This window comes from Winogradskya humida (assembly GCF_016862215.1).
Classification (GTDB): domain Bacteria; phylum Actinomycetota; class Actinomycetes; order Mycobacteriales; family Micromonosporaceae; genus Actinoplanes; species Actinoplanes humidus.
Genome location: NZ_BOMN01000149.1, coordinates 36648 through 47893, shown reverse-complemented (window position 1 = coordinate 47893; position 11246 = coordinate 36648). Strand labels below are relative to the sequence as shown.

Annotated in this window: 19 protein-coding genes; 14 read left to right on the top strand and 5 right to left on the bottom strand. The window is 66.7% G+C overall.

Annotation, left to right across the window (positions count from 1 at the left end; translation table 11 throughout):
* Positions 1–143: 143 nt before the first annotated feature.
* Positions 144–404 carry a hypothetical protein gene (locus tag Ahu01nite_RS48850; RefSeq protein WP_203843628.1) on the bottom strand — a complete coding sequence of 87 codons (261 nt, stop codon included), beginning with the start codon at positions 402–404 and terminating at the stop codon, positions 144–146.
* A 145-nt stretch (positions 405–549) separates the two neighbouring features.
* Between Ahu01nite_RS48850 and Ahu01nite_RS48845 the strand changes: the two genes are divergently transcribed.
* The 7 genes from Ahu01nite_RS48845 (at position 550) to Ahu01nite_RS48815 (ending at position 3994) form a co-directional block, all read left to right on the top strand.
* Entirely contained in the window at positions 550–1722 is a 1173-nt protein-coding gene (locus Ahu01nite_RS48845) for a hypothetical protein (RefSeq protein WP_203843627.1), read from the top strand.
* An 18-nt stretch (positions 1723–1740) separates the two neighbouring features.
* Complete coding sequence (locus tag Ahu01nite_RS48840) at positions 1741–1926, top strand: hypothetical protein (RefSeq protein ID WP_203843626.1); 186 nt, start codon at positions 1741–1743, stop codon at positions 1924–1926.
* Entirely contained in the window at positions 1923–2153 is a 231-nt protein-coding gene (locus Ahu01nite_RS48835) for a hypothetical protein (protein WP_203843625.1), read from the top strand. Before Ahu01nite_RS48840 ends, Ahu01nite_RS48835 begins: the two co-directional genes overlap by 4 nt.
* 83 nt (positions 2154–2236) lie before the next feature.
* Positions 2237–2503 carry a hypothetical protein gene (locus tag Ahu01nite_RS48830; RefSeq protein WP_203843624.1) on the top strand — a complete coding sequence of 89 codons (267 nt, stop codon included), beginning with the start codon at positions 2237–2239 and terminating at the stop codon, positions 2501–2503.
* An 11-nt stretch (positions 2504–2514) separates the two neighbouring features.
* Positions 2515–3024 carry a hypothetical protein gene (locus Ahu01nite_RS48825; RefSeq protein WP_203843623.1) on the top strand — a complete coding sequence of 170 codons (510 nt, stop codon included), beginning with the start codon at positions 2515–2517 and terminating at the stop codon, positions 3022–3024.
* Positions 3024–3752, top strand: a complete 729-nt coding sequence (locus Ahu01nite_RS48820) for a hypothetical protein (protein WP_203843622.1) — start codon at positions 3024–3026, stop codon at positions 3750–3752. Before Ahu01nite_RS48825 ends, Ahu01nite_RS48820 begins: the two co-directional genes overlap by 1 nt.
* Positions 3749–3994 (top strand): hypothetical protein, encoded by a 246-nt coding sequence (locus Ahu01nite_RS48815; RefSeq protein ID WP_203843621.1) that lies wholly within the window; start codon positions 3749–3751, stop codon positions 3992–3994. Before Ahu01nite_RS48820 ends, Ahu01nite_RS48815 begins: the two co-directional genes overlap by 4 nt.
* A gap of 149 nt (positions 3995–4143) precedes the next feature.
* Here Ahu01nite_RS48815 and Ahu01nite_RS51210 read toward each other — a convergent pair whose 3' ends face one another.
* Positions 4144–4452 carry a hypothetical protein gene (locus Ahu01nite_RS51210; protein WP_239159773.1) on the bottom strand — a complete coding sequence of 103 codons (309 nt, stop codon included), beginning with the start codon at positions 4450–4452 and terminating at the stop codon, positions 4144–4146.
* On the opposite strand from Ahu01nite_RS51210, the gene Ahu01nite_RS51205 reads away from it, so the two are divergent.
* The 3 genes from Ahu01nite_RS51205 (at position 4339) to Ahu01nite_RS48800 (ending at position 6723) form a co-directional block, all read left to right on the top strand.
* The gene (locus Ahu01nite_RS51205; protein WP_498370818.1) at positions 4339–5259 is read left to right on the top strand and encodes an NsdA family TPR-like regulatory protein; all 921 of its coding nucleotides are present in this window, start codon (positions 4339–4341) and stop codon (positions 5257–5259) included. The two genes, Ahu01nite_RS51210 and Ahu01nite_RS51205, sit on opposite strands and share 114 nt — an antisense overlap.
* A 490-nt stretch (positions 5260–5749) precedes the next feature.
* The gene (locus tag Ahu01nite_RS48805; protein WP_203843619.1) at positions 5750–5965 is read left to right on the top strand and encodes a hypothetical protein; all 216 of its coding nucleotides are present in this window, start codon (positions 5750–5752) and stop codon (positions 5963–5965) included.
* Positions 5966–6123: 158 nt separating this feature from the next.
* Complete coding sequence (locus Ahu01nite_RS48800) at positions 6124–6723, top strand: hypothetical protein (RefSeq protein WP_203843618.1); 600 nt, start codon at positions 6124–6126, stop codon at positions 6721–6723.
* On the opposite strand, the gene Ahu01nite_RS48795 is transcribed toward Ahu01nite_RS48800, so the two are convergent.
* A complete protein-coding gene (locus Ahu01nite_RS48795; protein WP_203843617.1) occupies positions 6716–7180 on the bottom strand; it encodes a hypothetical protein in 465 nt (154 codons plus the stop codon). The genes Ahu01nite_RS48800 and Ahu01nite_RS48795 overlap by 8 nt on opposite strands.
* Positions 7181–7274: 94 nt before the next feature.
* Between Ahu01nite_RS48795 and Ahu01nite_RS48790 the strand changes: the two genes are divergently transcribed.
* Together Ahu01nite_RS48790 and Ahu01nite_RS48785 are read left to right on the top strand one after the other, a co-directional pair.
* Positions 7275–7823 carry an HD domain-containing protein gene (locus Ahu01nite_RS48790; protein WP_203843616.1) on the top strand — a complete coding sequence of 183 codons (549 nt, stop codon included), beginning with the start codon at positions 7275–7277 and terminating at the stop codon, positions 7821–7823.
* A 616-nt stretch (positions 7824–8439) separates the two neighbouring features.
* Positions 8440–8808, top strand: a complete 369-nt coding sequence (locus Ahu01nite_RS48785) for a hypothetical protein (protein ID WP_203843615.1) — start codon at positions 8440–8442, stop codon at positions 8806–8808.
* 239 nt (positions 8809–9047) lie between these two features.
* Here Ahu01nite_RS48785 and Ahu01nite_RS48780 read toward each other — a convergent pair whose 3' ends face one another.
* Positions 9048–9527 (bottom strand): hypothetical protein, encoded by a 480-nt coding sequence (locus Ahu01nite_RS48780; RefSeq protein WP_203843614.1) that lies wholly within the window; start codon positions 9525–9527, stop codon positions 9048–9050.
* An 81-nt stretch (positions 9528–9608) separates the two neighbouring features.
* Entirely contained in the window at positions 9609–9815 is a 207-nt protein-coding gene (locus tag Ahu01nite_RS48775; protein WP_203843613.1) for a hypothetical protein, read from the bottom strand.
* Positions 9816–10289: 474 nt separating this feature from the next.
* On the opposite strand from Ahu01nite_RS48775, the gene Ahu01nite_RS48770 reads away from it, so the two are divergent.
* Positions 10290–10493, top strand: a complete 204-nt coding sequence (locus Ahu01nite_RS48770) for a hypothetical protein (protein ID WP_203843612.1) — start codon at positions 10290–10292, stop codon at positions 10491–10493.
* Positions 10494–11016: 523 nt separating this feature from the next.
* Positions 11017–11217 (top strand): hypothetical protein, encoded by a 201-nt coding sequence (locus tag Ahu01nite_RS48765; protein WP_203843611.1) that lies wholly within the window; start codon positions 11017–11019, stop codon positions 11215–11217.
* Positions 11218–11246: the final 29 nt, after the last annotated feature.

Genomic DNA, 11246 nt, shown 5'->3' with positions numbered 1-11246 from the left:
GCAGGTCAGGGGCACATTATACCTAGGCTCTTGACAAGTAGCACTCTGTAGTTGGGGACAGATTGGGGACACTTTCCCGCCATCCCCACCACAGACACAGAAAGCCCCCGTCCTCGAGGACGGGGGCTCGCGTGTGTCCGGGGTCAGGCAAGCGCCCCACCTTCGGCATTGGGTGCCTCATTCAGATCTCCTGAGTTGTCGCGACTACGCCTCGCGAAGAGCGCATCCACGGATGCTGCCTTCATGCGCCGGTGCCCCCGCCGCCCTCCGGCTCGCTCAGACCGGTAGGACTCGATCTCGCCGTCATCGATGAGGCGCCTGATCGTGCTTTCGCTGTCGGGAAAGCCGGCCGCCCGGAATCGGGCGATCACCTCACCGAGGCTGAGCCAGGTCTCGTCAGGCACGCGGGGTCCTCCTGCCAGGTCTGCCAATCCTGTCAAGTCTCGCAGATGCCGCCTGCGCCGATGAGGGCGCGCGCCCGGGGCCAATCTCATCTTTCAATTCTGTCAGAACTTGCAAAACTGTCAAAGCTGCGCCAGCATGGTCGGCATGACATCGATCGACCCGGCCACCCCCGGCCACCCCGATCCGGCCACCGAGCACGCGGATGCGTGGGCCGGGATTCGAGGACGGTCGCAGGCCTTGACACAGCACGTTGACCGCGCGATCGAGCTGGCCGCCGAAGAGTGGGGCGGCAAGCGGCCAGGCCGCCTCACACGGTGGCGTGGCCAGCGCGCCGCATCCCGCGCCGATGCACGGGTGGCCGCCCGGCTCGCACAGCAGCGGCGCAACGAGCGGAAGGCGCCCCCGGCCGACCATCCGGCCGCCCCGGCCGCCAGCCGCCTGCGATTCATTCCACCGGCCGCAGCACTCGGCACCGCGTTCGTTCTCCAGGTCGTCGTGATGACCGACGTGGTCGGCGGGAAGGTGACAGCCTCGCTGGCAACTTCCCCCGTTCCGTACCTGGCCGAGCGCCCGTGGTTCGGCTACCTAGCCGGCGTGCTGCTCGGCCTGGCCGTCGCCTCGTGCGCGGAGGGCGGCGCGGCGTACCTCATGGATCTCTACGACAAGCACCTGCGCGCCAAGGACTCGACCGGCATGCTGCGGCTCGCCATGGTCGCCTACGTGGCCGCCTCCGCCGCCGTCATCCACTGGTGGACCGCAGCGCACGACTTTCCGAGCCTGATCGCCTGGGTGCTCGCCGCCATGACCGGCTCGGCGCTCTTCCTCTACTCCCGCGGCTCCCGCTGGCGCCACCGAGCGGCCATGCGCGAATCCGGCCACCTCGACCCGGCCATGCCGCGCTTGCCGCTCGCCGCAAAGCTGCTGCACCCGTACCGCTGGGCAGTAACGCTCTACCTCACCTCTTGGGAGCCGGCCAGCTCACCGGACGAGGCGCGGGCCCGATTCAAACAGTGGTCAGACTCCCGGACTGCGAAGCGGCTTGCTGACACGACCGCCAAGAAAAGGCGGCCGGCCGCCCCTCGACGGCCAGGCCGCCGGGCTCCCCGCATTCGCTACATCCGGCCGACCAGTTCGGCACCAGCCGGCCGATCCGGCCATGGGCCGACCGCCCTGGCCGATGCCGCGTTCCTCCGCAAGACCTACGGCGACACGCCCCCTGGCCGCAACCAGCTGTACCGCGAGCTCGGCGGCAACAAGGAGCGATGGACACAGGCACTGCGGGCCCACCGAGTTCGCGCTGACCAGCCGGCCGCCTGACGGCACGAGAGGAAACCGATGAAATCCGACCACCTCACCCCCGAGCAGCGGACGCTGCTGTCCGATCTGGAGTCCGCGGCTGAAGGCCGCGATGCCCGCGACGTCCTGCGCGATGAGTTCGATGCCCCGGCCGCTGACAAGGCCGCCGTCTCCGAGGTCCTCGGCGGGCCCGGCGCCGGCGCCGAGTTCTTGGAGGCGAAGTGAGCTACCTCAGCGAGACGACCCACCAGGTCGGGGGTCACGAAGTTGTGGTGCGCGAGCTCGCCGGCCCCGCGCAGGAGTTCCACGTAGAGCTGGACGGCGACAAATACGAAGTCTGGTTCATCGAAAGCAAAGGCTGGTTCACGGAGATCGGCGGCACCGAGGAGGGCCCTTGGCCAACCTCGGGCGACTTGATTAAGACCGTCTTTCTCACTCCGGACGGCTTTTAGATTCGCGCGGTGCCCGGTCAGGGGCTGGACACCAAGGACCGGGCACCGCCACTCCCGACAGGAGCTGCACCACCATGGCACAAATGAACGGCTGGGGCGGCTTGCAGCCCTGGCGACCTGTTCAATTCCGAATCTTCGACGGCACCCACGAGGTTCTGCGCCGCAAGGACCTGATGCGCGTCGTCAATATCGAGTCGCCCGCCTTGGATGGAATCCTCGCCGGCGTCCTGGCCGAGGCCGTCGAGATGGCGAGCGTCCTCGAGAACGAGCGCATGGACCACCCGCGCCTGGAGATGTGGTGCGCGCAGTCCGGCCGCAAACTGCGCGACTACTTTGGCGGCCTTGTCTGATGGAACACGAGATGACCCCCACAGGGGTTGCCGTGCTGCTGATGGTTGCGTACGCCGTGGACTACATCAGCATCGGCCCGAATTGGTTGCGCGACCGCGTCGCGTTCCTCATGGCCATCGCCTCCTGGCGGGAGGGCTTCAACGGCAGTCCGCTGGACCGATGGACGGTCCACCAGGTCACCAACGTCATAGACACGGGCCTGAATCAGGCCAAGGGCGCATACATCGCCGCGGCGAGCGCCAATGCCATCCTGGGCGTCCTGGTCGGAGCGCTGTTCGTATACGCGGTCGGCGCCCTGCTGCCTACCAAGCTCAGCGGACGGCTCGGCCGGGTCGCCACGATCAACTTCCCGCAGTCCGGCATTTGGCAGGTCAACTGGAGGCTCCAGCTGGTAGCCGCCCTGCTCGGCATGATGGCCGACCTGCCGGCCGGGAACGTCGGCAGCCTCACGATCGGCTGCGTCAACTTCCTCTGCGGCTTCTTCGCCCCCTTCCCCGCCTGGCTCCTCGGAGGTGCCTGATGAACCCCGCCATGTACGCGCTTGCCGAACGAGCGCCGGAGCCCTCTCCCGGATGGGGCAACTTCGTCGGCCTGGCCGTCGCCCTGGCCGTCGTCTACCTCGCCGTGACCACGCACCAGCGTTACCGGGCGCCGCACGATGACAGTCAGGACCGCCCCTCCCCTCCCCCGCTGGGCCGCCGCCCCGATCGCCGCCGGAAAGGAGTGTCAGAGCGGCACGCGTCCGTTGACACCTACCGTGACCAGCCACGACGACGAGCAGCCACCAGAGGCGACAGTCACCCCTTTCGCGATGACACCCGAGTTCGAGAGGGGCGACTGTCACCCGCTGAGCGTCCGGTGGTGCCGCTCGGGACCAGAATTCGCAACGTCATGCGCTACGGCGACCCGTACGCCCAGGGTGTAACCGAGACCAACTCGGCAGAGGCCGAGGAGTCCGCGTACGAGCCGGAGCCCCCTCCCACCCCGTCGGCCAGCCCGACCGCGCCTGTCCAGCCATACGTGGCGCCGACAGAGGAGATTGACTTCGCCCTAGACGACGGGGACCCGGCCGTCGAAAGCGAACCGGAGACGCTGCTCGAGTACGTCGACCGGCGCAACAGGGCGGATCACAGGCGGGCCGAGATCATTGCCGACGCGATCGCGCTCTACCGCGTCAGCGACAGCACCGTGGCCCGGGCGATCCGGAAAGCCCGCGCCGCACGCGGTGTGAGTGAGGAGCAGGAGTGAGCGAGGATCCGATGGAAGGTGAGCCCATTCGGCCGCGGCGGGCCGTCCAGCTGCGCCGGCCACTGCTGCGTTCGCCCTGGCGCCTGCTCGCTTCCGTCATCGCCGGGCTGCTCGGCCTGGTGGTCGTGCTGCAGCTGTGCCGGTGGGTATTTGCCCACCCGGTGGCGCTGCTCGCGGTTGCGGTGCTGACGTACGTCTTCCGTGGTGAGCTCCGCGCCGTAGTGCTGCGCTGGCGGCGCTAACCTTGGACCAGCGGGGCGACCAGTTGTAGCGGCTGGTCGCCCCCGCCCTGACCGCTACCAGGGAGCGCGTGATGACCACAGATTCGGAGACGTTCGGACAAGCCCTAACCCGGCTTCGAGGAGCGATATCACTGCGTGAGCTTTCTCGCCTAGCTCGAATTGACGCTGGTCATCTTTCCCGCGTTGCCCGTGGGCAACGCCCACCCAATGCCGATCTGGCCCGTGCTCTGGACCAGGCGCTCAAGACGGACGGACACCTGGCCGCTCTCGTTGCCACGCCACAACCGGAACGATTTGAAGTCGACGACTTCCGGCCGTGGGAGACTGCCGAGCTCCTCGGTCGGATTCGCGCCAGCGCCGTCGACTCCGGCACGATCGAATCCCTTGAGGCCACGGTGTTCGAGCTGTGCTGCGAGTACCCGATCCGAGACGCCGCCAGCCTGCGACGGGAAGCGCACGGCTGGCTTGGTGAGGTCGAACGGAAGCTACGCCAGCCCGTCGGGCTCGTGGCCCACGAGGGGCTCCTTCACGCCGCTGGCTGGCTGGCTCTGCTCACCGGGTGCCTCGAGTACGACATGGGTCAGCGCTCGGCGGCCGAGGCGACCCGCGTAGCCGCGCGACAGATCGGCAAAGAGGCCGGCAGCGCGGAGATCGTCGGCTGGACGTTCGAGATGTCGGCCTGGTTCGCTCTGACCCAGTCGCGGTACGCCGCCGTGATCGACGCCGCGAAGGCCGGCCTAGAGGCCGCACCAGGAGGGTCCGCGGCCGTGCAACTCATGGGTCAGGAAGCCAAGGCGTACGCCCGGGTGCGGGACAAAGATGCGGTACGGGATGCCCTGGAGCGTGGCCGGGCCCTGCTCGCCTCCATGCCTGCCCCGTCCCGCCCGGACCACCATTTCGTGGTCGATCCGGCGAAATGGGACTTTTACGCCATGGATGCCTACCGCCTCGCGGGAGACGACGAGCTGGCAGCCGAGCACGCGAGAACCGTGCTGAAGCTGGGCAGCAGTCCGGACGGCGATCTTTCCCCGATGCGGATGACGGAGGCTCGGTTGACCCTTGCCGCGGTCGCAGCCCGGGGAGGTGACCTCGAACACGCAGTCGCGACAGCGATCGACGCTCTCGGCGGCCAGCGCAAGTCGCTTCCCACCCTGCTGATGGTCGGCGGCGAGCTCGACACCGAGCTGCACACGCGCTATCCAGGTGAGTCCGCATCTGCCGACTTCCGCGAGGCGCTGCGATCGGTTGCCGCAACAAGAAGGTGAACGTTTGTGTTGCCAGCGTTGCCAATTCAGTAACTCCCTAGATGGCAACGGGCCACCTCTCCACATTGCGTGATTGCACCGTAACGATCGAGACAGAGGCGGCGGGGAGGCTTTCTCCTACGGCATCGACCCTGTCGCCTCCCCCGATCTGATGACGACGGTGGAGGCACTCAACCATGCGAGCGTGGACCTGGACCTGGAAGGCAAGGCGGGCAAAGCCCCGACCAGAGCGCGACAGGGACTACAGAGCGATCCTTGCCTCGGCGCGCGAGGGGGCAGATGAGCGCGGGGCACGTGATGCTGCATTCAGGCGAATCAGTTCACTCGCGGCAGTAACGCCCGATCCGGTCTCGGCTCACCGCGGGAACACCGCCTCATGGAACGCGCCGACTGCCCTGGTCCCCGCTCGCGATGTGCTGGCACCACCAGCGCCCTCAGTGCCCCTGTTAATTCGAGGAGCGCGGAAGCGTTCAGCCACGTCAAGGCCGTCATGACGGCGCTCCAGGTCGGCGAGCGGGTGACCGTCAGAGTCGCGGACACCGACCCGATCGAGGTGGTGCAGCACAAGCACGTGCTGGTCGCTGAGGCCAAGCCAAACGGCATGTACCTGGTGACGCACGCGCCGATCCCAGGTTCCCGCGAAGCTCCGCGAAACTATGGTCCTTTCGCCAGGGAGCGGCTGATTAAGGGCTGGGACACGCCGTGACCGCTGACACGGACCTTCCGCTGCTCGTTCACGCCGGGCCGTTGAGTCACCGGCTTTCCTTGCTTCGCCGCTTGTGAGCGGGGCGACCGCAGATTCCCGGTCGGTGCCAAAGTGCTGCCCGGGTGCAACATCTCCACCCCCATGAAGGGAGATCCATCATGGCTCTACCCAACCCGGTCGAGGTCGGCGTACGCGCTGCCGAGATCCTCGGCCAGATCGAGGGCACCGAGGAGTACGGCCGCCTGGAGCGCTCGTCGAAGGCCTACGACGACTGCTGGGCGACCTTCACCGGCTACCCGCTCATCTCGCAGTGGAACCTGCAACGCGACGTCGCCGACCTGTTCACCGAGGGCCTGCGCGTGCTCGCCCTCAAGACCGCGGTGTTCGAGCTGTCCGACGGTGACGAGCACGCCGCCGAGCTCGAAATCAGCGCGCCGGTCGACGAGATGGTCCACGCCATCCTGGCCCAGTACACGCTGTGCCAGACGATGACCGGCAAGCTCGGCATCCGGTTCGTGCACATGACCGATCAGGAACGCTTCGCCTACGAGCACGGCAACTACACCGACCAGTGCTACGCCGCCGCCGGCTGGGGCGAACAGAACCGTCGTTACTGGCTGGACAAGACCGAGATGCTCCGCCGCCTCGACATCCTGGGCCGCAAGTACGAGGGCCTGGGCATCGAGCGGATGGGCCGCGGCCACGAGATCGACTTCGAGGCCGACGCGGAGGAACGAGAACTCGCCACCGTCAGCTGACGTGGCCCGGGTGCTGGCGGACCAGCTCCACCGTCAGCACCCGTCGCATAGCCGTCACCGTGGCCTGCTCGCCGAACCGTTCACCCGCGACAGTCTCGGCGGCGGCCAGGGCGCGGTCCAATCGGTGCGGGCCGGCGGCTCGGACGACCGCGATGATCCACGCCTCAAGGTCATTCTGGTCGGCCGGTAGATCCAATGCATGACCGGTCGGTGCCGGTGGCTCTTCGGGAGTCGCCGGCACCGGCTCATTCTCAGAGCAGTAGTTGCCCGGCGGCAGCCCGACCCGGAATGGATGAACGCAGACCGCCACCCCCGAACTTGCGTTCGCGCGGTAGCCACGCTCGCGGTCGTACGGATTTTGCGGCCCCGGCCGATCCGACACATCGAACTGCCCAACGGCAAGAAGCTGAGCCGGACATACCACACAGGTCGCGTCTCGAAGCTCCTCGCGAGTCATGGGCACGGCAACGACCCTACCCTCCCAAATCTACAGAAAGTAGTCAGCTGTGAGTATGTTGTCGCGCCCCCGGCCCGAGCGGATCACCGTCGCTATGGACCTCGCCAAGAAGTGGTGCGAGGGGGAAGTCATCGACGGCGCTCCAGCCTTCCGTCATGCCGTCAACGTGGCGGCGACGATCGAGGAGCACCACCCGGAAGCAAGCGAAGATTTGATAGCCGCAGTGATTCTGCACGATGCACCCTATTTCGCACCTGCGGATATCGATCTCGATGCATTGCTTGCCGAACGGCTCAGTCCAGACGTCTTGCGGATCGTGCGTGCGATCGAACGCGAGCATGAGGCACTCAGCAAGGGCGAGGCGCCCAATTTGCCGATCGACGAACCTGACACCATCATCGCGAGCGCCGCCGACAAGCTTGTCAGCATCGACTCCATTACCGCCCGCGCCAATCTGTCCAGCAACCAGGCGGAATACTGGGCGCAGCGTCGGCCGTTTCTCAATCGAGTGCCGTACTTCCTGGCATTCGCTGCGCAGGCAGAGCCGCACCTACCGCCCGAATTAGCGCGCAAGCTCACCGTCGTGGTTAGACGGGCTGCGGATGTCACCGAGCAGCACCGCATCGCTGCATGCCGGTCGTAACCAACCCGCCGATGGTGTATCAGCATGACGGATTACTCACATCACAGGCAGGGCGCCGACTGAGCGCCTATCCCTAGGCCAAGCAGGATCCCGGCACTCCGTGAAATCGATCACGATAAACGCTGATCAACAGCGATCAACGGCTGCCAGTCGACTACTTACGTCACACTCTGATCAAAGGGGCGATCGGAGCGTGATAGCCCCGAGGGGGATGATCAGTGCCCAGGGAACATCTGCCCGTCCGGCCGAAGTGGACATGCTGGGCCGATGGCCTGGCGTGGCCGTGCGCGCGGGCTCAACTCGAACAGCGAAACGCGTACGGCGCAGATCTGCCTCGCCACATGGCCGCCCTGCTCGAGGTCGCGGCCGGCGATATGCCCAACGTTGAGCCGGTCGTGCTGGCCGAGCGGCTCGTCGCCTGGTCCTGGCCGCGGCAGCCTCAAGCACGACCGAGCACAGCTAAAAGGCCCCCCGCCACAAGGGCGGGGGCCTGTCATCGATGACCCGCGGCGGTGGCACCAATCGGGCCATGAACAGGTAATAGCTTGACGTCGTCAAGTCCCCCATCGAGGGACATCCATTCCCAGGGCGCAGCGGCGGCCTTTACGGTCACGGCGTGGACCACAACATTGCCGCCGTTGAGTATCAGCTGGCGACCGTCCTATTTCTGGCCTGGACGGTCGGCCACTCTCGTCTGCGAGCCCCCGTCGCTGCGCTGCGCTGGCTCTGGCCGGTCATGCATCACGTCCGACAGGAGCTCGCACCGTTCATCGCCCCGCTCATTGCCGGGCGTTACCTGGCTCGGGTGTACGCCGAGCTGGGCGGCCCACTGCTCAACGAGCCTGCGCTTATAGGGCTTGCGGTCATGGGCGGCGGATGGCTGCTCTACCGAAACGACCCCGAAGATGACGAGCGCTGGAAGCGGCGTAGACGGCGGCTACACCGTCGCGCCCCAGGATTTAGACGGTTGGCCTCAACCCTTTGAGATGGTCACAAGCCGGAAACCTGGACAACCCAGGTCGACCGCCAGCCCCTGATGAACGAGCGCCCCGCTACGGCTGATGCCGTGGCGGGGCGCTGCATGTTTGGAGGGTCCTGCGGAACGCGAATTTCCGCAGGGCCCCCCACGTACGTTATCGCGGGCGCCGGCCCTGCGTGGCTCGCCGGGCTGGCGAGGCCCCCGCACGGCGGCAGCAGTGCGGGGGCCTCCCCGCGAGAATACGGTTACTCCGGGGCTGCCGACTTACGTGGGCGCCCGGGGCCGGTCGGGCGGGTGCTGGCGTAGGCATCGATGTCGACTCCTGACCAGGCCTTGCCCCCGGCGAGCTCGACTTTCGGGGCTGGGAATCCTGGGGTTGCGGCCAGTTCCCGGAGCCTGCTCGTGGTGATCCCGAGCCGGGCGGCGGTTTCTTTCGCGCCGAGCAGCGGCAGCCGGTACGAGCGGCCCAGCGCGTTCTCGACGGTGAGCCTGATCGGGCCCTGCAGCTTGCCGTCACGCACCAGTTGCGCGACTGATGCCTGCTCGGCCCACCGCCGTGCGGCCGCCAGTGCCGGACCGAAGTCCTTTGCGGTGAGGTCGGCGGTCAGCTGCAGGGTGCCGGTGTCGGTGTTGTAGTAGATCCGTGGCGCATCGGCGGTCAGCGCCTCCAGGTCGTCGTCGGTCAGCTGGCCGACGTACTCGGCCTCCACTGTCCAGTCGGTCATGGGTCACCCTCTCGTGTGGCGAGGTGGAGCGTGTTGGGGGCCGGGGCCGGGGGCCGCTGGTGGCGACCCCCGGCGCTTCGGTCAGCTCCCCTGCAGGGGTGCTGCGTCGAAGCCTGCTTCGGTCAAGACCGCGACCGCGGTGACCAGGTCACCTGCGGTCCGCACCGTGAAGAACCAGTTGCGATCTTCCTTGCGGAAGTGCCACATGGCGGTGCGGGTCTGTCGAACCTGGAAGCCCTGCCGCCAGGCTTCCTCGGCTACCAAAGCGATTGCTTCTTCGACGCCCATTCGCTCCTCCTCTCTTCTGTTGTGCCTCAAGTCTATCAAAACCCGTCGCATACGCAAGGTTTTTAAGCAGGCAATCCCTGAGAGGTTTCGCCCGTAAACCCTGCGCATGCGTGGGTAAAAACCTTGCGCATGCGAGGGGATAAATGCTAAGATTTAGGTACAAGCAAGGCAGAGGGGAGGTGAAAGAGATGATCGAGATCCTGACCACCTGGATGGTGATCGCCACCAACGTGGCTGTCGCCCTGGTCACCTACAAGGCGACCAAGAGGGACAAGTGAGCCAGGGTCCGGACAGCGCGAATCTGCCCGGACCGCTCACCACCTTCACCCACCGCCCCGCCCCGGCAACCAGCCGGGGCGAGGCCCGGGAAACCAGGCAGGGTCAGGAACCGGGCGCCGGCACTCGGCCAGGCGACCCGCTCCACGCAAAAACAGGCCCCCGCCCACGAGGGGCGGGGACCGTACGGTGAAACGCATGACGATGCTGCAGGACGCGATCCGGGCTCGCCTCGAGGCGGCCCTGGATCACAAGGAAGGAATGCGGGGATGGTCGCCGGCGGCCGAGCGAGGCCTGGCCACCGGCGGCCCGGATCACCCGGTCATCCGGCTGTCGCTCGACGACGTCGTGCGCCTGGCCGCGCTGGCATGCGAGGAATGGGCGTCGAGCAACGAGCCATAGAGGTGATCTACCCACGGTCAAATGATGTGTCGCAACTCACTTTGGACGACACCTCATGGAACCCCGCAAATCTCGCCCAACCCCATGGAACACGGCGACCGATGGGTGCTAGAGAGCGGCCGCCAGCACCACAGGTGAGTGCCGTGCCCTCAACTGTCGGTGGGAGGCTCTATTGTGGTCCACGTGAACGCGGCTACGGCCGAGTTGCTGCGAGCCCGCCGAAAGTCGTACTGATCTTCGCTGGACACGCAGCAGCCCCCTGCTACCAACAGGGGGCTGTCGTTGCGTTCGCATCCCTAACCGCCTGCAGAGGAAAGGGGTTCAGCATCGTGCTGACCTGCGACCAGACGGCCGAGTATCACTCACGCGCCGTTCAGAACTGTACACCCAGCGCCCCGGAAATGTCCGACGCACCGGACACATCTGACCGGCCGTACGCCCTGAAACACACCCGCGATGTAGCTCGGATCGCCCACAATCGCACCACATTCGTCCGGGCATGCGACCTGGTGCGAGGTGCGATGTGAGCACGAACCGCTTGTTCGCACTGATCATCTCGCTCCTGATCGCCACCATGATCGGACTCATCTCCGGCCTCATCGTCGGCGTCCTCACGAACGACGCCACCGCCGGACTCATGACAGGTGGAGCTACCACCGTGGCGCTCTACGGAGTTGCAATCGCCGCCGTCGCGTTCCTGTTCAGCGGTACGTCCGGAACGTGACGGGCGCCCCTTCCCCGAGCAGGTTTCGG